The following is a 20518-nucleotide window of genomic DNA, read 5'->3' as shown; positions in this document are numbered from 1 at the left end:
CGAGTGTCTCTGATCGCTTCTGACCACTTCCGCATCGTTGTCGGCCTCGGCAAGAGCGGCATGTCCCTGGTTCGCTTCCTGGCGAACCGGGGCACGTCGTTTGCTGTGGCTGACACGCGGGAAAATCCACCGGAACTGGCCACGCTCAAGCGTGACTATCCGCACGTGGAAGTGCGTTGTGGCGAGCTGGACGTCGAATTCCTGTGCCGTGCCGACGAGCTCTACGTGAGCCCCGGTCTGGCGCTGGCGACCCCGGCCCTGCAAGCCGCCGCGGCCCGTGGCGTGAAACTGTCCGGTGACATCGAGCTGTTCGCGCGTAACGCGCAGGCGCCGATCGTGGCCATCAGCGGTTCCAACGCGAAAAGCACCGTCACCACGCTGGTTGGCGAGATGGCGGCTGCGGCCGGCAAGCGCGTGGCGGTGGGCGGCAACCTCGGTACGCCGGCGCTGGATCTGCTCAGTGACGATGTCGAGCTGTACGTGATGGAGCTGTCGAGTTTCCAGCTGGAAACCACCGACCAGCTCAACGCCGAAGTGGCTACCGTTCTGAACATCAGCGAAGATCACATGGATCGCTACAGCGGTCTGCCGGCCTATCACCTGGCCAAGCACCGGATCTTCCGTGGCGCGAAGCAGTTCGTGGTCAACCGTCAGGACGCGCTGACCCGTCCGCTGATGGGTGAGGGCCAGCCGTGCTGGACCTTCGGCCTGAGCAAACCTGATTTCAAGGCATTCGGTATCCGTGAAGAAGACGGCGAGAAGTATCTGGCCTTCGAATTCCAGAACCTGATGCCGGTGCGCGAATTGAAAATTCGTGGCGCCCACAACCAGTCCAACGCCTTGGCGGCGCTGGCGCTCGGCCATGCGGTCGGTCTGCCATTCGACGCCATGCTTTCGGCCCTGCGCACGTTCGCCGGCCTCGAACATCGCTGCCAGTGGGTGCGTGATCTGGACGGCGTCGCTTATTACAACGACTCCAAAGCCACCAACGTTGGCGCCGCACTGGCGGCCATCGAAGGCCTGGGTGCGGACATCGACGGCAAGGTCATTCTGATCGCCGGCGGTGACGGCAAGGGCGCCGAGTTCAATGATCTGCGTGATCCGGTGGCGGCCAACTGCCGCGCCGTGATCCTGATGGGCCGCGACTCGGACAAGATCGGTGACGCCATCGGCGATGCCGTGCCACTGATTCGCGCCACCTCGCTGGTTGAAGCCGTTGAGCAATGTCGCGCCGCCGCGCAAGCGGGCGACGTGGTGCTGCTGTCGCCGGCCTGCGCCAGTTTCGACATGTTCAAGAATTACGAAGACCGTGGCCACCAGTTCGTCCGCGCCGTGGAGGAACTGGCATGAGCCTGCTCAACATCATCAAGCCGTATCCGTCGCCGATCATCACCGGACGCGGGATCGACCTCGACTTCCCGATGCTTGCCGGTTGCCTGGCGTTGTTGGGGCTGGGCCTGATCATGATCGCCTCGGCATCGACCGAAGTCGCGGCGGCGCAGTCGGGCAGTCCGCTGTATTACATGATCCGTCACCTTATTTATGTGGTGCTGGGGCTGGGCGCGTGCATCGTTACCATGATGATTCCGATCGCCACCTGGCAGCGCCTCGGCTGGTTGATGCTGCTGGGTGCCTTTGGCTTGCTGGTGATGGTGATCATCCCGGGCATTGGCCGAGAGGTGAACGGTTCGATGCGCTGGATCGGTTTCAGCTTCTTCAACGTTCAGCCATCCGAAATCGCCAAAGTGTTCGTGGTGATCTACCTCGCCGGTTACCTGGTGCGGCGCCAGAAAGAAGTGCGCGAAAGCTGGATGGGCTTCTTCAAGCCATTCATCGTGCTGCTGCCGATGGCCGGCCTGTTGCTGATGGAGCCGGACTTCGGTGCCACCGTCGTCATGATGGGCGCTGCGGCGGCGATGCTGTTCCTCGGCGGGGTCGGCTTGTTCCGCTTCTCGCTGATGGTGGTGCTGGCGGTCGGGGCCGTGGTCTTGCTGATTCAAATGCAGCCGTACCGGATGGCGCGTCTGACCAACTTCGCCGACCCGTGGGCCGACCAGTTCGGTGCCGGTTACCAGTTGTCGCAAGCCTTGATCGCGTTCGGTCGCGGTGAGTGGCTGGGCGTGGGTCTGGGCAACAGCGTGCAGAAGCAGTTCTACCTGCCGGAAGCACACACCGACTTCGTGTTCTCGGTGCTGGCCGAAGAGCTCGGCGCAGTCGGTTCGCTGTGCACCGTGGCGCTGTTCGTGTTCGTGTGTATTCGCGGCATGTACATCGGCTTGTGGGCCGAGAAAGCCAAACAGTTTTTTGCCGCTTATGTGGCTTACGGCTTGTCGTTCCTGTGGATCGGTCAGTTCCTGATCAACATCGGTGTGAACGTCGGCCTGCTGCCAACCAAAGGTCTGACCTTGCCGTTCCTCAGTTACGGCGGCAGTTCGTTGGTGATTTGCTGTGCCTGTCTCGGCTTGTTGCTGAGGATCGAGTGGGAGAGTCGAACCCACCTGGGCAGCGAAGAGATGGAATTCCATGAGAGCGACTTCGCCGAGGAGCCGAATCATGGGCGCTAACGTATTGATCATGGCCGGCGGAACCGGCGGCCACGTGTTCCCGGCGCTGGCCTGTGCCCGCGAGTTTCAGGCGCGCGGCTACACCGTGCACTGGCTCGGCACGCCACGCGGGATCGAGAACGAACTGGTCCCGGCCGCTGGGCTGGAACTGCATCGCATCAACGCCAGCGGGTTGCGCGGCAAGGGCAAGCTGTCGCTGCTCAAGGCGCCGTTCATGCTGCTCAAATCGGTGTGGCAGGCGCGTGCGATCATTCGCAAGCTGCGTCCGGTGTGTGTGGTTGGCTTCGGTGGTTATGTGACTGGCCCCGGTGGCCTCGCCGCGAAACTGGCCGGTGTGCCGGTGATTGTTCACGAGCAGAACGCTGTCGCCGGCACCGCCAATCGGTTGCTGGTGCCGTTCGCCGCCCGGGTGTGTGAAGCGTTCCCCGACACCTTTACTCTGTCGGACAGCCGCCGTACCACCGGAAACCCGGTGCGCAGCGAGCTGTTCCTCGACACATCGCGACCTGCTCTGGCCGGTCGCAAAGCGCGTTTGCTGATCCTTGGCGGAAGCCTGGGCGCAGAACCGTTGAACAAGTTGCTGCCTGAAGCCCTGGCCCAAGTCGCTGCCGATTTGCGTCCAGAGGTGTTTCATCAGGCCGGCAAAAACCACGATGAAGTGACTGCAGAGCGCTACCGCGCCGCCGGCGTGGACGCGCAGGTGCAGCCGTTCATCAAAGACATGGCCCAGGCCTATGGCTGGGCTGACCTGGTGGTGTGCCGCGCAGGCGCGTTGACCATCAGTGAGCTGGCTGCCGCCGGTCTGCCCTCGATGCTGGTGCCTTTGCCCCACGCGATCGACGATCACCAGACCCGCAACGCCGATTATTTGGCCCGTGAAGGCGCTGCCTTCCTGATGCCGCAAAGAACGACTGGTGCCGCGGACCTTGCCGCGCGCCTGACAGAGGTCTTGATGCAACCGCAACGACTCGAAGAAATGGCCCAAGCGGCCCGCCGTCTGGCGAAACCCGATGCCACCCGTAGCGTGGTCGATACCTGTCTGGAGGTGGCCCATGGTTGAGAATCAGAAAGCCATGCCGCAACCGGAAATGCGCCGCATCCGTCGCATCCACTTCGTCGGCATCGGCGGCGTGGGCATGTGCGGCATTGCCGAAGTGTTGTTGAACCTGGGCTATGAAGTGTCCGGTTCCGACCTGAAAGCATCGCCGGTGACCGAGCGTCTGGAATCGTTCGGCGCGAAAATCTATATCGGCCACCGCGCCGAGAACGCCGCTGCTGCCGATGTGTTGGTGGTGTCGAGCGCCGTCAACACGTCCAACCCGGAAGTCGCGACCGCGCTGGAGCGCCGCATCCCGGTGGTGCCGCGTGCCGAAATGCTGGCCGAGCTGATGCGTTATCGCCACGGCATCGCCGTCGCCGGTACCCACGGCAAAACCACCACTACCAGCCTGATCGCTTCGGTGTTCGCTGCCGGTGGCCTCGATCCGACGTTCGTCATCGGTGGTCGTCTGAATGCCGCGGGCACCAATGCCCAGCTCGGCACCAGCCGTTACCTGATCGCCGAAGCCGACGAAAGCGACGCGAGCTTCCTGCATCTGCAACCGCTGGTTTCAGTAGTGACCAACATCGACGCTGACCACATGGCGACCTACGACGGTGACTTCAACAAACTGAAGAAAACCTTCGTCGAGTTCCTGCACAACCTGCCGTTCTACGGTTTGGCGGTGATGTGCCTGGACGATCCAGTGGTGCGCGAAATCCTGCCGCTGGTCAAACGTCCGACCGTGACTTACGGCTTCAGCGAAGACGCCGACGTGCGCGCAATCAATGTGCGCCAGCAAGGCATGCAGACGTTCTTCACTGTGCTGCGTCCTGAACGCGAGCCGCTGGAAGTGTCGGTGAACATGCCCGGCAACCACAACGTGCTCAACTCTCTGGCGACCATCTGCATCGCCACCGACGAAGGCGTCAGTGATGAGGCCATCGTTCAGGGCCTGTCCGGGTTCCAGGGTGTCGGTCGACGCTTCCAGGTCTACGGCGAACTGCCGGTGGACGGCGGCCACGTGATGCTGGTCGACGACTACGGTCACCACCCGACCGAAGTCGCTGCCGTGATCAAAGCCGTGCGCGGTGGCTGGCCGGAGCGCCGTCTGGTGATGGTTTACCAGCCGCACCGTTATAGCCGCACTCGCGACCTGTACGACGATTTCGTCAATGTACTGGCCGACGCCAACGTGCTGCTGCTGATGGAAATCTACCCGGCCGGCGAAGAACCGATCCCGGGCGCCGACAGCCGCAAGCTGTGCAACAGCATCCGTCAGCGCGGTCAGCTCGACCCGATCTACATCGAGCGTGGCGTCGATCTGGCGCCGCTGGTCAAGCCGCTGCTGCGTGCCGGCGACATTCTGCTGTGCCAGGGCGCCGGTGATATCGGCGGTCTCGCACCGAAACTGTTGAAAAGTGAGTTGTTCGCTGGCGCCGTGGCGGCGTCGGTCGAGGGGAAGTTGAAATGACTGCTGCCTACGCCAATCTGTCCTCCACCATCGCGCCGAAAGACTTCGGCCGTGTCGCCGTGCTTTTCGGTGGCCTGAGTGCCGAGCGTGAGGTTTCGTTGAAATCCGGTAACGCCGTGCTCGAGGCGCTGCAAAGCGCTGGCGTGGACGCGTTCGGCATCGACGTCGGCGCAGACTTTCTGCAGCGTCTGCTCAGCGAGAAAATCGACCGCGCCTTCATCATTCTCCACGGTCGCGGCGGCGAAGACGGCTCCATGCAGGGCCTGCTCGAATGCGCGGGCATCCCGTACACCGGCAGCGGCATCCTCGCTTCGGCACTGGCAATGGACAAACTGCGCACCAAGCAGGTCTGGCACAGCCTCGGGATTCCGACGCCGCGTCACGCCGTGCTGTGCAGCGAAGCCGATTGTATTTCGGCAGCGACGGAACTGGGCTTCCCTTTGATCGTCAAACCGGCGCATGAAGGTTCAAGTATCGGGATGGCCAAAGTGAGTTCTGCGTCCGAGTTGATCGACGCATGGAAAGCGGCCAGTACCTACGATTCGCAAGTCTTGGTTGAGCAATGGATTCAAGGTCCGGAGTTCACCATCGCCACCCTGCGTGACCAGGTGTTGCCTCCAATCGCCCTGGGTACACCGCACACGTTCTACGACTACGACGCCAAGTACATCGCCAACGATACCCAGTACCGCATTCCGTGCGGGCTGGATGCCGCCAAGGAACAGGAACTCATGGATCTCACGGCCAAGGCCTGTGAGGCGCTGGGTATCGCCGGTTGGGGCAGGGCGGACGTGATGCAGGACGCCGACGGGCAGTTCTGGTTCCTGGAAGTGAACACCGCACCGGGCATGACCGATCACAGTCTGGTGCCGATGGCGGCCCGTGCCGCCGGTCTGGATTTCCAGCAACTGGTTCTGGCCATTCTGGCCGCCAGTGTTGAAGACGCTAGAGGTTAAGACGATGCAAGGCGCTCAGCTCAGACATCAGCCACCCGCACCCGGCCGCAAGCCGGTGCCGCGGGGTGCCAGCCGAATGGTGGCCAAAGAGCCGATGTCCGCGCGCCTGCCGAAAGCCAATTTCGGTTTTCTGAAAAGCCTGTTCTGGCCGGTGCTGCTGGTCGCGCTCGGGTTCGGTACTTACGAAGGCGCGCAGCGTTTGCTGCCGTACGCCGACCGGCCGATCACCAAGATCGCCGTGCAGGGCGACCTGAGCTACATCAGCCAGCAAGCGGTGCAGCAGCGAATCGCGCCTTTTGTGGCGGCGAGCTTCTTCACCATCGATCTGGCGAGCATGCGCAAGGAACTTGAGCAAATGCCCTGGATCGCCCACGCCGAAGTGCGTCGGGTCTGGCCGGATCAAGTGGTGATTCGCCTCGAAGAGCAACTGCCGGTGGCGCGTTGGGGTGACGAGTCTTTGCTGAACAACCAGGGCCAGGCGTTTACGCCCAGGGAACTGGCGAACTACGAACACCTGCCACAGCTGTTCGGCCCCCAACGGGCCCAGCAGCAAGTGATGCAGCAGTACCAGGTGCTGAGCCAGATGTTGCGCCCGCTGGGCTTCTCGATTGCACGCCTGGAATTGCGTGAACGCGGGAGCTGGTTCCTGACCACCGGTGCCGGCAGTTCCGGCCCCGGCATCGAGTTGCTGCTGGGACGCGGCAACCTGGTGGAAAAGATGCGCCGTTTCATCGCCATCTACGACAAGACGCTCAAAGAACAGATTACGAACATTGCGCGCATCGATCTGCGCTACGCCAACGGCCTCGCTGTTGGCTGGCGGGAACCAGTAGCGCCGACGACAGCCCAACCCGCTGTCGCAAAGAATTAAGAAGAGGCAGGACCCATGGCAAACGTGCAAAGCGGCAAAATGATCGTCGGTCTGGATATCGGCACCTCCAAGGTGGTGGCGCTGGTAGGCGAGGTCTCGGACGACGGCACGCTGGAAATCGTCGGTATCGGTACACATCCGTCCCGCGGCCTGAAAAAAGGCGTGGTGGTGAATATCGAGTCCACCGTGCAATCGATCCAGCGCGCGATCGAAGAAGCCCAACTGATGGCGGGCTGCCGCATTCACTCGGCGTTCGTCGGCGTGGCGGGTAATCACATCCGCAGCCTGAACTCCCACGGCATCGTCGCGATTCGTGATCGCGAAGTCAGCTCGGCTGACCTTGAGCGTGTTCTCGACGCTGCCCAGGCAGTGGCGATCCCGGCTGACCAGCGCGTGCTGCACACCCTGCCGCAGGATTACGTGATCGATAACCAGGAAGGCGTTCGCGAACCTCTGGGCATGTCCGGCGTACGTCTGGAAGCCAAGGTTCACGTCGTCACCTGCGCCGTCAACGCCGCACAGAACATTGAAAAATGCGTGCGTCGCTGTGGCCTGGAAATCGACGACATCATTCTTGAACAACTGGCTTCTGCCTACTCGGTCCTGACCGACGACGAGAAAGAACTGGGCGTGTGCCTGGTCGACATCGGCGGCGGCACCACCGACATCGCGATCTTCACCGAAGGCGCGATCCGCCACACCGCGGTGATCCCGATTGCCGGTGATCAAGTGACCAACGACATCGCCATGGCGTTGCGCACTCCGACCCAGTACGCCGAAGAGATCAAAATCCGTTACGCCTGCGCCCTGGCCAAACTGGCCGGTGCCGGCGAAACCATCAAGGTGCCGAGCGTTGGCGATCGTCCACCGCGCGAACTGTCGCGTCAGGCTCTGGCCGAAGTGGTCGAGCCGCGTTACGACGAACTGTTCACCCTGATCCAGGCTGAACTGCGTCGCAGCGGCTACGAAGACCTGATCCCGGCCGGCATCGTCCTGACCGGCGGTACGTCGAAGATGGAAGGCGCCACAGAACTCGCCGAAGAAATCTTCCACATGCCGGTACGCCTCGGTGTTCCGCATGGCGTGAAAGGCCTGGATGACGTGGTGCGCAACCCGATTTATTCCACTGGCGTTGGCTTGTTGATGTATGGCCTGCAAAAGCAGTCCGACGGAGTTTCGTTCTCCGGCATCGGCAGCCGCGACAGCTACAGCAGCGACGAGCCACAGGCGCCGCTGCTGGACCGATTGAAGAAGTGGGTTCAAGGCAACTTCTAAAGCTTTACGGCAACACCGCAACAAAACGCAGTAGGCGAAAAAACTAGAGAATGTAAGGAGAGGGAAAATGTTCGAACTCGTAGACAACATCCCCGCAAGCCCGGTAATCAAAGTTATCGGTGTTGGCGGTGGCGGCGGCAACGCTGTCAATCACATGGTCAAGAGCAACATCGAAGGCGTCGAATTCATCTGCGCCAACACTGATGCTCAAGCGCTGAAAAACATCGGCGCGCGTACCATCCTGCAACTGGGCACCGGCGTGACCAAAGGTCTCGGCGCTGGCGCCAACCCTGAAGTAGGTCGTCAGGCCGCTCTCGAAGACCGTGAGCGCATTGCCGAAGTCCTGCAGGGCACCAACATGGTGTTCATCACCACTGGCATGGGCGGCGGTACCGGTACCGGTGCTGCACCGATCATCGCCGAAGTGGCCAAGGAAATGGGCATCCTGACCGTTGCGGTCGTGACCCGTCCGTTCCCGTTCGAAGGCCGCAAGCGTATGCAGATCGCCGACGAAGGCATCCGCATGCTGTCCGAAAGCGTCGACTCGTTGATCACCATTCCTAACGAGAAGCTGCTGACCATCCTCGGTAAAGACGCCAGCCTCTTGTCGGCTTTCGCCAAGGCTGACGATGTACTGGCCGGTGCCGTTCGCGGTATCTCCGACATCATCAAGCGTCCGGGCATGATCAACGTCGACTTCGCCGACGTACGTACCGTGATGAGCGAAATGGGCATGGCGATGATGGGCACTGGCTGCGCCAGCGGTCCGAACCGTGCACGTGAAGCCACCGAAGCTGCCATTCGTAACCCGCTGCTGGAAGACGTGAACCTGCAAGGCGCACGCGGCATCCTGGTGAACATCACCGCCGGTCCTGACCTGTCCCTGGGTGAGTACTCCGACGTGGGTAGCATCATCGAAGCCTTCGCTTCCGAGCACGCCATGGTCAAGGTCGGTACCGTTATCGATCCGGACATGCGCGACGAACTGCACGTGACTGTGGTTGCCACCGGTCTGGGCGCGAAAATCGAGAAGCCTGTGAAGGTTATCGACAACACCGTTCACACTTCGATGGCTGCCTCTCAGGTGCAACAACCGGCTCCGTCCCGTCAGGAAGCGCCGGCGGTGAACTACCGTGATCTGGACCGTCCTACCGTCATGCGCAACCAGGCTCAGGCCGGTGCTGCGGCTGCCGCGAAGATGAATCCGCAAGATGATCTGGACTACCTGGACATCCCGGCATTCCTGCGTCGTCAGGCCGATTGATGGAATGTATCAGGGCTATGAAGGTGATTGGTGTTCAGCAAAGGCTCGGTCTGCTATTATCGCCAGCCTTTGTTGATACCAGTTCGCAATTTGCGCTGAAGCGGCCCAAGCCATGATTAAACAACGCACACTGAAAAATATTATCCGTGCCACAGGTGTAGGCCTGCACTCCGGTGAGAAGGTCTATCTGACCCTCAAGCCTGCGCCTGTCGACACTGGCATTGTGTTTTGTCGCGCTGACCTCGACCCTGTGGTGCAGATTCCTGCCCGCGCGGAAAACGTCGGTGAAACCACTATGTCGACGACGCTGATCAACGGCGACGTCAAAGTGGACACGGTAGAGCACTTGCTCTCGGCCATGGCTGGCCTGGGCATCGATAACGCCTACGTCGAGCTCTCCGCGTCCGAAGTCCCGATCATGGATGGCAGCGCTGGACCCTTCGTATTCCTGATTCAATCGGCTGGCCTGGAAGAACAGGACGCCGCCAAGAAATTCATCCGCATCCTGCGTGAAGTGACAGTGGAAGACGGCGACAAGCGCGCCACTTTCGTCCCTTTCGAAGGGTTCAAGGTGAGCTTCGAGATCGATTTCGATCACCCGGTATTCCGGGACCGCACCCAAAGTGCAAGCGTGGATTTTTCCAGCACTTCGTTCGTAAAAGAAGTCAGCCGCGCCCGTACTTTCGGTTTCATGAGTGACATCGAGTACCTGCGCAAGCACAACCTCGCACTCGGCGGCAGCGTTGAAAACGCAATCGTGGTCGATGCCGATGGCGTACTGAACGAAGACGGCCTTCGCTATGAAGACGAATTCGTGAAGCACAAGATCCTCGATGCCATTGGCGATCTGTACCTGCTGGGCAATAGCCTGATTGGTGAGTTCAAAGGCTTCAAGTCCGGTCATGCACTGAACAACCAGCTGCTGCGCAAGTTGATTGAGCAGACAGACGCTTGGGAAGTGGTGACGTTCGAAGACGCCAGCACCGCACCAATCTCTTACATGCGCCCTGTTGCGGCCGTGTAAGTAAAAAACCTCTCTAGTTTTTTGAAGGCCATCCTCGGATGGCCTTTTTTTATGCCTGTTGTTTTTGTATTGCTGACTTGGCGCCTTCGCTGCAGAACTTTCAGGAAGCAACCACCACCCGATTGCGGCCACCTTCCTTGGCCTGATACAACGCCTTGTCCGCCGCAAACAACAACTGCTCCAGCGTCATCTCACTGGCCGCTGTCCAGACACAAATACCGATACTCACCGTCATCGGCACCTGCGCTCCGTTGCGCAACGGCAATTGCTCCACCGCCTGACGAATATGCTCGGCAATCTGCTGCGCGCCCGCGCTGTCGGTCTCGGCCAGAATCACCGAAAACTCTTCGCCGCCATAGCGCGCCACCAGATCCGCCGGTCGTCGCACACTCGCCGTGATCACCTTGGCCAACTCGCGCAACGCCTGATCGCCGGCCTGATGCCCATGGAGGTCATTGAAAGCCTTGAAGTGGTCGGCATCGATCATCATCACCGACAGCGGCTTGCCCGAACGTTGGGCGCGGAACCACTCGTGGCGCAGCGCCTGATCGAGCATCCGCCGGTTGGCTACCCCGGTCAGCGCATCGGTGGCCGCCAGTTGCGCCAGCTCGCGCTCGGCCCTGTGGCGCAAGCGCAGTTCCCGGGCCAGCAGCCACGTCAGCCACAGCAGACCGAGGCACAGTATGCCGGTGGCGCCGCTGATCAGTAACGCCGTGCGCCGCCAAGTGCCGAACACTTCATCGCCGGACAGTGCGACGATCACCGTCAACGGCAAATTGCCGACTCGCGAATAGGTATAGAGCCGCTGTTGGAAATCGATGCTCGAAACGCTGTTGAAACTGCCATTGCCGGTTGGGTCGCGCAGGATCCGCACCACATTGGGCCGATTGCCGAAGCTTTTGCCGATGGAGTCGCTTTGCAGGTACGGCTTCTGCGCCAGCAATACACCGTCGTTGTCGATGATGTTCAGCGTGCTGTTGTGGCCAATGTCGAGGCTGTTGAACAACTGGTCGAAGTAATCGAGCTTCAACGAAGCCACGGCCACGCCGACGAATTCCCCGGTTTCAGAGGAAATGCGTCGACTGAAGCTGATGCGCCATTGATTGGCTTCATCGCAGTCGCAACGGGTCTTGAACGGGCGGCTGATAAACATGCCAGTGTCGCGGTTGAACGCATGGGCAAGGAAGTAATCGCGGTCGGCGAAGTTGCCGGGTTTGGGTTCGACGCGCGAAGAATCGGCAACCACATCGCCATGCTTGTCGAGCAACAGAATGTCGCCTTTGTAGCGGGCGGTGGTCGAACGGTCGAACAACGCCAGATGGCGGATCTGCGGCGTGACGTCGCGCAAGTCATCACGCTGCGAGGCGGCGATCAGGCCTTGCAGCGTCAGGTCGTACAACTCGACGGTGCGCAGCACGTCGGCATCGATCAACTGAGCGATGGTCTTGGCACTGCGGGTGGCCGACTCCTGAGCGTTGGCGTGCTCACGAATCAATAGAAAAGTGACGATGCAGATAATCGCGATCACGGTCAGCAAGCTGCCACAAATCAGCAGCAGTTCGGGGCGTCCGGTTTTGCCCGAAGCAGGTGGGGTACGGCTCGCGATCATGATGGGGTTGTCGGTTGGGAAGTTATATAAGCGTAGTTGCAGACGCAAAAAGGCCAGCCTTCAGGCTGGCCTTTTTACTGTAGCGCCGATCTTAGAAGACGTTGATCGGGTAGTCGATGATTACGCGGTATTCATCTGTGTCTGAATCAATCGCGCCGTACCCGTTACCTCCACGGTTAGTGGCCCATTGCAGGCGCACTGCCAGATCTTTGGCCTGGCCACTTTGCACCACGTACTTGAGGTCGATGTCGCGTTCCCAGTGCTTGGCGTTGCGTCCATCGGCGCTGTACCAGTTGGAGTAGCCCTGGCTGTCCGGGCCCACTTTGGTCAGGTCAACCGTACCGCGCGAGTAGGACACCGCCGACGTCAGCCCCGGCACGCCGACACCGGCAAAGTCGTAGGCGTACTTGAGCTTCCACGAACGCTCGTTGGGGCCGTTGAAGTCCGAGTACTGCTGGGAGTTGTCGAGGTAAACGCTGTCGCCCTGGCTGATGTAGTCGAACGGCGTATTGCCGTTGACCCGCTGATACGCGGCAGTGACGCTGTGGCTGCCGATGCCGACGGTGAAATGCAGGCTGTAGGTGTTGTTGTCGATGTCGCCGAGCAGCGCATCGCCGGTGTCTTGGGTGTGATAGAAGTGCAGGCCCGGGTTGAGGCTGACCAGATCATTCACTTGCCAGGTGTAATCCAGATCGTAGTAGTACTGGTTCCAGATGTCCTTCAGCTCTGAGGCATACAGGCTGCTGGTCAGGCCTTCAACGCCGCTCCAGGAAACGCCGGCCCAGTTCAGGTGACGGCTATCGTCACCATCGGCCAGGGTGCCATACGAAGTTCCGATGCGCGTGTGACCGCTCTGGTTGTAAGGCTTGGTGAAACTGGCTTGGCCGCCTTCAATCAACCAGCCATCGAAGCTGTGGTTGGTCAGGCTGACGCCACGAAACGTCTGCGGCAGCATGCGGCTGTCACCGCCGGCAATCACCGGGTTGGTAAGGAATAGATCTCCGGCCTTCAGTTCAGTGTCGAACGCACGCATTTTCAAGGTGCCGCCCGCTGTCGAGAACGACCCCGGCGCTTTGCCGTTGCCATCGCTGATCGGCAGGATGCTGGAGCCGTCCGTGCCGCCACCACCATCCAGTTTCAGCCCGAGCATGGCGTGGGCATCCATGCCGAAACCGACCGTGCCTTCGGTGTAACCCGACTGGAAGATGCCGAGAAAGCCCTGGCCCCACTCGATGTTGTCGTCCGCCTTCTGCAGGCGGTTGCGATTCATGTAGTAGTTGCGGGCGTTGAGGTTGAGGCTCGAGCCTTCGACGAAGCCTTCCGGCGCGGGTTCGTCGGCGTGAACGGCGGGGGCAATCGTTGCGGCAATTGCAATGAACAGCGGCGTGTAACGGACTGGGTAACGCACGTGCGGTAAAGCTCCTTGGGTCAACGGCACCTCAATGTCTTGAGGCGCTAGATGTTTCTTGTTGTAAAAGACGCACCAAACAGCTTTCAGACCACAACGAAAAAAGGCCGCTGAAAGGCAGCGGCCTGGAATGACGACGGTTGAACGGGAAGAGCCAAACAACCGCGTCGAGGGAAACGGTGCAGTGCGCGACTCAGCTGTCTTTCTCGGACGCTTGAGCCTGGGCGGCGGCAGCTTGAGGCGCCTGCGTCGCGTCTTTGGCCTTGGCCATCATTTCTGCCTGATGCTGATCGTACGCCTGGGCACGTGCGCTGTTTTGCGCGACGAACGCTTGGGATTCTTCAGCCATCGCCATGGGCGACAGGATCAATGAGGACAAAACGAAAGCGCTGGCAATACCCATACTGTTGGACATTCTGAAAACCTTCTTGCTTGGCAAGTGCTGTTTGGTGCGGGCAAAGATAAGGTTGCCGGGCGGTGGGAAACAGCGTGATTTTCATAAATGACTGTTGCGCAGAAGGTAAAAGTCGAAGATCGCGGTGTAGTCAAGAGCAACCCCCTCACCCCAGCCCTCTCCCCCAGGGGGGCGAGGGGGAAAGGGAGCAGATCCGGGGCTTTTCAGAATCCGGGTTCGACTGGATATTTCAGGTCGGCGTACCTTGAAAGAACAACGCGGTCAGTCCCCTCTCCCTCTGGGAGAGGGTTAGGGTGAGGGGCTTTTCAGACCGGCAAATAAATCCCGAACGTATTCATCCCCCGATCACTCCTCACAAACACATCCCCACCATGCATCAGCGCAATCGCCTTGACGATCGCCAGCCCCAACCCATGGTTATTGCCACTGTTACTGCGCGAAGCATCCACCCGATAAAACCGTTCGAACAACCGTGGCAAATGCTCACTGGCAATCGGCGAACCGGGGTTGGCCACGCCGATACTCACCTGATGTTCCTCGACCTCGATGCGCACCTCGATCACCTGACCCGCTTCAGTGTGCTGCACTGCGTTACTCAGCAGATTGATCAACGCCCGTCGCAAATGCGCGACCTCGATCTGCACCTGTGCATCGCCGCTGACCTGCACCTGAACCTGCGCGTCTTCGAGGATGAAATCCAGGTATTCAAGAGTCGTTGCCACCTCATCGGCCAACGACGTCGAAGTCAGTTTGGTGGCCTTGTTGCCCTGATCGGCACTGGCCAGAAACAGCATATCGTTGATGATCGAACGCAGCCGCTCCAACTCTTCGAGATTGGATTGCAGCACTTCGAAGTAGTGCTCGGCCGAACGTCCGCGCGTCAGTGCTACCTGCGTCTGGCCAATCAGATTGGTCAGCGGCGAGCGCAGCTCATGGGCCACATCGGCGTTGAACGATTCCAGCCGCGAGTAAGCCTGTTCAACCCGTTCCAGCGTCGAGTTGAACGAGTCGACAAACTGCTCAAGTTCTGGTGGCAATGGCGAAAGACGCAAGCGCCCGGCCCGCAGCGGCGGTGCCAGGCGTTGCGCCTCATGGGACAGTTTGATCAGCGGTTTGAGGCCGATCCGCGCCACCCAATAGCCCAGTGCCGAGGCCATCAGCACACCGGCAATGGCCAAGCTGATCAAGGCGATCAGCAGGTTGTGCTGGGTCTCATGAAAGGTCTCGGTATTGATGCCGATCATAAAGCGCAGGGGCGGGCGCTGATCCTTGGCCGGCAACTCGGTCAGCAGCACCTTCAACGGGTAAGGCTGGCCGGGTAACTTCAAGTCATGCATGCCCGTCGGGCCTTTGGCGAAGGCGCGGATCTCGGCATTCGGCTCGCCGAACTCATAACCCGGATTGCCGCTCACCACCCAGAAACGAATGCGTTTGTCTTCTTCGCTCAGCAGCTTGAGCTTGGCGTTGATCTTTACCCAATGCTCGGGCGTACCAAAACGGTTGAGGGCCGACTCGAGCACGCTGTAACGCGCGTCCAGTTCGGCTTCCGGCAACAGGCCCAAACCCTTGTCGACCTGCTGATACAGCGCGCCGCCGATCAACAGAAACACCACCAACGCCACCAGCGTGAACATCCCGCTCAGGCGCAGGGCAATAGAATTACTGGACACCGCGGCTCTCCAGCACATAACCCATGCCACGGATAGTGTGCAGCAGTTTCTCGTCGAACGGCCCGTCGAGCTTGGCTCGCAGGCGTTTGATCGCGACTTCGACGACGTTGGCGTCGCTGTCGAAATTGATGTCCCAGACCATCTCGGCAATCGCGGTTTTCGACAGGATCTCTCCCTGACGGCGGGCCAGAACACTAAGCAAGGAAAACTCTTTGGCCGTCAGATCCAGCCGCGTGCCGGCACGGGTAGCCTTGCGGCTGATCAAATCTATCCACAGGTCGGCGATGCTCACTTGCACCGGTTCATGGCCGCCGCTGCGTCGTGTCAGCGCTTGCAGGCGCGCGACCAGTTCAAGGAAGGAAAACGGTTTGCCGAGGTAATCGTCGGCGCCATCGCGCAGGCCCTTGATGCGGTCTTCAACGCGTTCGCGGGCGGTGAGCATGATCACCGGGGTCTGCTTGCGCGCACGCAATGCGCGCAACACGCCAAAGCCGTCGAGGCCCGGCAGCATGACGTCGAGGACGATCACCGCGTAGTCGCTTTCCAGCGCCAGGTGCAGGCCCTCGACGCCGTCGCGGGCCAGATCCACGGTGTAACCCTGTTCCGTCAGACCGCGGTGCAGATAATCCGCGGTTTTTTCCTCGTCTTCGATAATCAGAACGCGCATGACCCGCCTCAGTCTGTGGTCGCCAGTGCCGGTAAAGGCATGGGTTTGGGCCGATGAAATAGCCGCTCAAGCCACAAGTATATGACCGGCGTGGTAAACAGCGTCAGCATCTGGCTCACCAACAAACCGCCCACCACGGCGATCCCCAACGGCTGGCGCAGTTCGGCGCCGGTGCCGTAGCCGAGCATCAGCGGCAGCGCGCCGAGCAGGGCGGCGAGGGTGGTCATGATGATCGGCCGGAACCGCGTGATGCACGCCTCGAAAATCGCTTCCTGCGGCGTCAGCCCACGGTTGCGTTGGGCTTCGAGGGCGAAGTCGATCATCAGGATGCCGTTCTTCTTGACGATGCCGATCAGCAACACCAGGCCGATCAGCGCCATGATCGAAAAGTCCTGGCCGCAGATCCACAACATGATCACCGCTCCCAGGCCCGCCGCCGGCAGCGTCGAGATGATCGTCAGCGGATGCACGAAGCTCTCGTAGAGCACACCGAGAATGATGTACACCGCCACCAACGCCGCGAGAATCAGCCAAGGCTGACTGGCCAGCGAACTTTGGAATGCCTGCGCCGCACCCTGGAAATTGCCGCTGATCGCGGTCGGCATGCCGATCTCGGCCTTGGCCTGATTGAGCAGAATCACCGCATCGCCCAACGCCACGCCGGGGGCGAGGTTGAACGACAGGTTGGCGGCCGGGAACATGCCGTCATGGGCAATCGACAACGGGCCGATGGTCGGCGCGTCGAACCTGGCCAGCGCCGACAGCGGCACCATCTCGCCACTCAGCGGCGAGCGCAGGTAGAAATAGTTGAGGCTTTCGGCCTTGCCGCGCTGCTTGGTATCCAGTTCCAGGATCACGTTGTACTGGTTCACCTGAGTCTGGAATTCATTGACTTGCCGTTGGCCGAAGGCGTCGTACAGCGCCTCATCGACGTCACTCGCAGTCAGGCCGAAACGCGCGGCGGCGCTGCGGTCGATGCTGATGTGAGTGATGCTGCCACCCAGTTGCAGATCGTTGGAAATATCGCGAAACGCCGGGATGCTGCGCAGTTTTTCCGTCAGGCGCTGGGTCCAGGTGGCGAGGGTCGCGCCGTCGTTGCTCTTGAGTACGTATTGATACTGCGCACGACTCGGGCCGGAGCTGAGGTTGATGTCCTGGCCGGCGCGCAGATAAAGCACGATGCCAGGGACTTTCATCAGTTGTGGGCGAATTCGGTCAATGAACTGGCTGGCGCTGACGTCGCGGTCACCGCGTTTTTTCAGGGCGATCCAGAAGCGACCGTTGGCAATGGTCTGGTTACTCCCGGACACACCCACCGAGTGGGAAAACGCCTGCACGGCCGGATCGGCGGCGACGATTTCGGCCATGGCCAAGTGTTTTTTCACCATGTCGCCGTAGGAAATATCCGCAGCGGCTTCGGTGGTGCCGAGGACAAAACCGGTGTCCTGTATCGGGAAGAACCCCTTGGGGATAAATATGTAACCGGCGACGGCCAAAGCGAGGGACAAGCCAAACACGCCGATCATCAATTTCTGATGGGCGAGGGCGCGGCGCAGGCCTTTTTCGTACCAGCCGAGCAAGCGTTCGCTGAACCCCGGTTTATCGCTGGCGTGGTGCACCGGTTTGCGCATGAACAACGCTGCCAGCGTGGGTGCCAGCGTCAGCGAAACCACCACGGAAATCATGATGGTCGAGGTTGCCGTCAGGGCGAATTCCTTGAACAACCGCCCGACCACGCCACCCATAAACAGCAACGGAATAAACGCCGCCACCAGCGAGAAACTGATCGAGACCACAGTGAAGCCGATCTCGCCGGCGCCTTTTATCGCGGCCTCGCGCATGTCGTCGCCGGCCTCCAGATGCCGGTGGATGTTCTCCACCACCACAATCGCATCGTCGACCACAAACCCCACGGCCACCACGATCGCCACCAGCGTCAGGTTGTTGAGGCTGAAGCCGAGGATGTACATCAACGCGAAACTGGCGACCAGCGACACACCGAGTACCGCTGACACGATCAGCGTCGCCGACAACTGGCGCAGGAACAGCGCCATCACCGCCACCACCAGCAGGATCGCGATCAGCAGCGTGATCTCGACCTCATGCAGCGAGGCGCGGATGGTCTGGGTGCGGTCGATCAGGGTTTTCACCTGCACCGACGCTGGCAGCATGGCTTCCAGACCGGGCAGCGCGGCTTGAATGCGGTCGACGGTTTCGACGATGTTGGCGCCCGGTTGGCGCGAGATCACCAGGTTCACCCCCGGTCGATCACCGGCCCAGGCTTGCACGTAGGCATCTTCGGAACCGTTGACGACTTTGGCGACATCACGCAGGTGAACCGGGGCACCATCCTTGTAGGAAACGATGAGCTGGCTGTAATCCTCGGGGTGAAACAACTGATCGTTGGTCGACAGCGTGGAAATACTGGATTCGCCGTATAGCGCACCCTTGGCCAGATTGAGGCTGGTTTGTTGGATCGCCAGGCGAATGTCGGCGAGGGTCAGGCCAATGGCCGCGAGTTTGTCCGCCGAGGCCTGCACCCGGATCGCCGGACGTTGCTGACCGGTGATGTTGATTTGGCCTACACCGTCGATCTGACTGATCTGACGGGCCAGCAGGGTTTCCACCAGGTCACTGAGTTCGGTGCCGGGCATTTGCGTCGAGCTGATACTGAGGATCAGCACCGGGCTGTCAGCCGGGTTGACCTTCTTCCAGGTCGGCAGCGTCGGCATGTCCTTGGGCAATTTGCCGGCGGCGGTATTGATCGCCGCTTGTACTTCCTGGGCGGCGGTGTCGATGCTCTTGTCGAGGCTGAATTGCAGGGTCAGCAGGGTTGAGCCCAAGGCACTGCTGGAGGTCATCTGAGTCATGCCGGGGATGGCGCTGAATTGCACCTCCAACGGCGTGGCCACGGACGAGGCCATGGTGTCGGGGCTGGCGCCGGGTAACTGCGCGGAGACCTGAATCGTAGGAAATTCCGCTTCCGGCAGTGGGGCAATCGGCAAGCGCGGGAAGGCAATAATGCCGACCAGCACCAAAGCGATGGTCAGCAGAATCGTCGCCACCGGGTGATCAATGCACCACGTCGAAATCCCTTTGTGTTCCTTCATGGTTTAGGCCCTGCTTGCACCACCTGCGGCGGCTCACTCATCACTTGCACAGTCGAACCGGATTTGAGCCGCGACTGGCCGTCAGTGACCAGCACGTCACCGGCCTTCACGCCTTTGATAATGTCCTGACCGCTGCCCTGATAAACCATCTGCACCTGAACGGCTTCGACCTTGTCGCCGTTCACGCGATAGACGAAGTGTTGATCGAGGCCGCGTTGTACGACGGTGGGCGGGACGACCAGCGCATCTTTCTCCAGAGCCGTCTGAATTTTTACCGTCACCAGCAGGCCCGGCCAGAGTTTCTGGCTGGCGTTGTCGAATTCGGCCTTGGCGCGGATGGTGCCGGTGTTGGCGTTGATCTGGTTGTCGATCAGGGTCAGATGACCTTCGCCGAGCAGGTTGCCGGTTTCGCCGTCGGTGTCGGCGCCGATGTAGGCCTTGACCTGCGCGTGCTGTGGATCGTTGATCAGGCCTTGCAGGGTCGGCAGCATTTGCTGGGGCAGGGAGAATTCCACGGCGATCGGGTCGATCTGGGTCACGGTGAACAGGCCCTGGGCGTCAGTCATGCGCAGGAAGTTGCCTTCGTCGACTGTACGAATACCGACGCGGCCGGTGACCGGGGAGCGAATCTGCGTGTAGGAAAGTTGTACCTGCGCGGCGTCGATCGAGGCCTGGTTGCCTTGGGCGGTGGCTTTGAGCTGGTTGACCAACGCTTGTTGCTGGTCGTAGGTCTGTTTGGAGACGCCGTCGTCGACGCTGAGCAGTTTGTAGCGTTTGAGGTTGACCAGGGCGACTTGCAGTTGGGCCTGGCTTTCGCCCAGTTGCGCGCGGGTCTGGTCGAGGCTGGCGCGGATTGAGCGGTCGTCGATGGTGGCGAGCAGGTCGCCGGTTTTGACCAGTTGGCCTTCTTTGACGAGGATTTTGGTGAGGGTGCCGTCGATCTGCGGGCGTACGACCACGCTGTGTAATGAAAGGACTGAGCCGATGCCGCTGGTGTAGCGGGGGACGTCTTTTTCGCTGACGGTTATGACTCGCACCGGGATGGCGGTTGGGGTGGCGAGTTTGGTCGGGGCCGGTTTCAGGGCGTACCACAGGCCTGCGGCTACCAAGGCGATCAGTAGGGTGGCTAGCAGGGCTTTGTGTTTTTGGATTCGCATGCTTTGGGGCGCCAA

The 20518-nt window shown here is 60.6% G+C and carries 16 protein-coding genes; 9 read left to right on the top strand and 7 right to left on the bottom strand.

Annotated elements, in window-relative coordinates; genetic code table 11:
* Positions 1-3: 3 nt before the first annotated feature.
* From murD to lpxC, 9 genes are all read left to right on the top strand, one after another.
* Complete coding sequence (murD, locus tag ACA043_RS24360; protein WP_187678000.1) at positions 4-1350, top strand: UDP-N-acetylmuramoyl-L-alanine--D-glutamate ligase; 1347 nt, start codon at positions 4-6, stop codon at positions 1348-1350.
* Entirely contained in the window at positions 1347-2564 is a 1218-nt protein-coding gene (ftsW, locus tag ACA043_RS24355; protein ID WP_370872556.1) for a putative lipid II flippase FtsW, read from the top strand. The genes murD and ftsW overlap by 4 nt, the downstream gene beginning before the upstream one ends.
* Complete coding sequence (gene murG / locus ACA043_RS24350) at positions 2554-3624, top strand: undecaprenyldiphospho-muramoylpentapeptide beta-N-acetylglucosaminyltransferase (protein ID WP_497658074.1); 1071 nt, start codon at positions 2554-2556, stop codon at positions 3622-3624. The genes ftsW and murG overlap by 11 nt, the downstream gene beginning before the upstream one ends.
* Positions 3617-5077, top strand: coding sequence for a UDP-N-acetylmuramate--L-alanine ligase (murC, locus tag ACA043_RS24345; RefSeq protein ID WP_497658073.1), 1461 nt, complete (start codon positions 3617-3619; stop codon positions 5075-5077). Before murG ends, murC begins: the two co-directional genes overlap by 8 nt.
* On the top strand, positions 5074-6033 hold the full coding sequence (locus tag ACA043_RS24340; RefSeq protein WP_401272184.1) for a D-alanine--D-alanine ligase: 960 nt from the start codon (positions 5074-5076) through the stop codon (positions 6031-6033). Before murC ends, ACA043_RS24340 begins: the two co-directional genes overlap by 4 nt.
* Before the next feature lie 4 nt (positions 6034-6037).
* The gene (locus ACA043_RS24335; RefSeq protein WP_187677996.1) at positions 6038-6904 is read left to right on the top strand and encodes a cell division protein FtsQ/DivIB; all 867 of its coding nucleotides are present in this window, start codon (positions 6038-6040) and stop codon (positions 6902-6904) included.
* Positions 6905-6919: 15 nt separating this feature from the next.
* A complete protein-coding gene (gene ftsA, locus ACA043_RS24330; protein WP_187677995.1) occupies positions 6920-8179 on the top strand; it encodes a cell division protein FtsA in 1260 nt (419 codons plus the stop codon).
* Positions 8180-8246: 67 nt separating this feature from the next.
* The gene (gene ftsZ, locus ACA043_RS24325) at positions 8247-9443 is read left to right on the top strand and encodes a cell division protein FtsZ (RefSeq protein ID WP_187677994.1); all 1197 of its coding nucleotides are present in this window, start codon (positions 8247-8249) and stop codon (positions 9441-9443) included.
* A gap of 112 nt (positions 9444-9555) precedes the next feature.
* Entirely contained in the window at positions 9556-10467 is a 912-nt protein-coding gene (lpxC, locus tag ACA043_RS24320; RefSeq protein WP_007916984.1) for a UDP-3-O-acyl-N-acetylglucosamine deacetylase, read from the top strand.
* Positions 10468-10567: 100 nt separating this feature from the next.
* Here the strand turns inward: lpxC and ACA043_RS24315 are convergent, their stop codons facing one another.
* The 7 genes from ACA043_RS24315 to ACA043_RS24285 all read right to left on the bottom strand — a co-directional run bounded on the left by ACA043_RS24315 (position 10568) and on the right by ACA043_RS24285 (position 20503).
* The gene (locus ACA043_RS24315; protein ID WP_497658072.1) at positions 10568-12076 is read right to left on the bottom strand and encodes a sensor domain-containing diguanylate cyclase; all 1509 of its coding nucleotides are present in this window, start codon (positions 12074-12076) and stop codon (positions 10568-10570) included.
* Between the two features lie 91 nt (positions 12077-12167).
* Complete coding sequence (locus ACA043_RS24310) at positions 12168-13484, bottom strand: OprD family porin (protein ID WP_497658071.1); 1317 nt, start codon at positions 13482-13484, stop codon at positions 12168-12170.
* A 193-nt stretch (positions 13485-13677) separates the two neighbouring features.
* Positions 13678-13899: a hypothetical protein gene (locus tag ACA043_RS24305; RefSeq protein ID WP_187677991.1), complete on the bottom strand. Its 222-nt coding sequence runs from the start codon at positions 13897-13899 to the stop codon at positions 13678-13680.
* 305 nt (positions 13900-14204) lie between these two features.
* Positions 14205-15569 carry a heavy metal sensor histidine kinase gene (locus ACA043_RS24300; RefSeq protein WP_497658070.1) on the bottom strand — a complete coding sequence of 455 codons (1365 nt, stop codon included), beginning with the start codon at positions 15567-15569 and terminating at the stop codon, positions 14205-14207.
* Positions 15559-16236, bottom strand: coding sequence for a heavy metal response regulator transcription factor (locus ACA043_RS24295; RefSeq protein ID WP_007916978.1), 678 nt, complete (start codon positions 16234-16236; stop codon positions 15559-15561). Before ACA043_RS24295 ends, ACA043_RS24300 begins: the two co-directional genes overlap by 11 nt.
* Positions 16237-16244: 8 nt before the next feature.
* Positions 16245-19346 (bottom strand): multidrug efflux RND transporter permease subunit, encoded by a 3102-nt coding sequence (locus tag ACA043_RS24290; protein ID WP_497658069.1) that lies wholly within the window; start codon positions 19344-19346, stop codon positions 16245-16247.
* On the bottom strand, positions 19343-20503 hold the full coding sequence (locus ACA043_RS24285; RefSeq protein ID WP_497658068.1) for an efflux RND transporter periplasmic adaptor subunit: 1161 nt from the start codon (positions 20501-20503) through the stop codon (positions 19343-19345). Before ACA043_RS24285 ends, ACA043_RS24290 begins: the two co-directional genes overlap by 4 nt.
* Positions 20504-20518 lie beyond the last annotated feature (15 nt).

Source organism: Pseudomonas sp. LBUM1648 (assembly GCF_059716145.1).
Note: the sequence above shows the minus strand (reverse complement) of the source record. Positions and strands in the feature narration are given on the sequence as shown.

Coding starts and splice junctions, on each gene's coding strand:
- ACA043_RS24315 (WP_497658072.1), bottom strand. CDS start 12,076: ATGATCGCGAGCCGTACCCCACCTGCTTCGGGCAAAACCGGACGCCCC.
- ACA043_RS24285 (WP_497658068.1), bottom strand. CDS start 20,503: ATGCGAATCCAAAAACACAAAGCCCTGCTAGCCACCCTACTGATCGCC.
- murG (WP_497658074.1), top strand. CDS start 2,554: ATGGGCGCTAACGTATTGATCATGGCCGGCGGAACCGGCGGCCACGTG.
- ftsW (WP_370872556.1), top strand. CDS start 1,347: ATGAGCCTGCTCAACATCATCAAGCCGTATCCGTCGCCGATCATCACC.
- ftsA (WP_187677995.1), top strand. CDS start 6,920: ATGGCAAACGTGCAAAGCGGCAAAATGATCGTCGGTCTGGATATCGGC.
- lpxC (WP_007916984.1), top strand. CDS start 9,556: ATGATTAAACAACGCACACTGAAAAATATTATCCGTGCCACAGGTGTA.
- ACA043_RS24290 (WP_497658069.1), bottom strand. CDS start 19,346: ATGAAGGAACACAAAGGGATTTCGACGTGGTGCATTGATCACCCGGTG.
- ACA043_RS24335 (WP_187677996.1), top strand. CDS start 6,038: ATGCAAGGCGCTCAGCTCAGACATCAGCCACCCGCACCCGGCCGCAAG.
- ACA043_RS24305 (WP_187677991.1), bottom strand. CDS start 13,899: ATGTCCAACAGTATGGGTATTGCCAGCGCTTTCGTTTTGTCCTCATTG.
- murC (WP_497658073.1), top strand. CDS start 3,617: ATGGTTGAGAATCAGAAAGCCATGCCGCAACCGGAAATGCGCCGCATC.
- ACA043_RS24340 (WP_401272184.1), top strand. CDS start 5,074: ATGACTGCTGCCTACGCCAATCTGTCCTCCACCATCGCGCCGAAAGAC.
- ftsZ (WP_187677994.1), top strand. CDS start 8,247: ATGTTCGAACTCGTAGACAACATCCCCGCAAGCCCGGTAATCAAAGTT.
- ACA043_RS24295 (WP_007916978.1), bottom strand. CDS start 16,236: ATGCGCGTTCTGATTATCGAAGACGAGGAAAAAACCGCGGATTATCTG.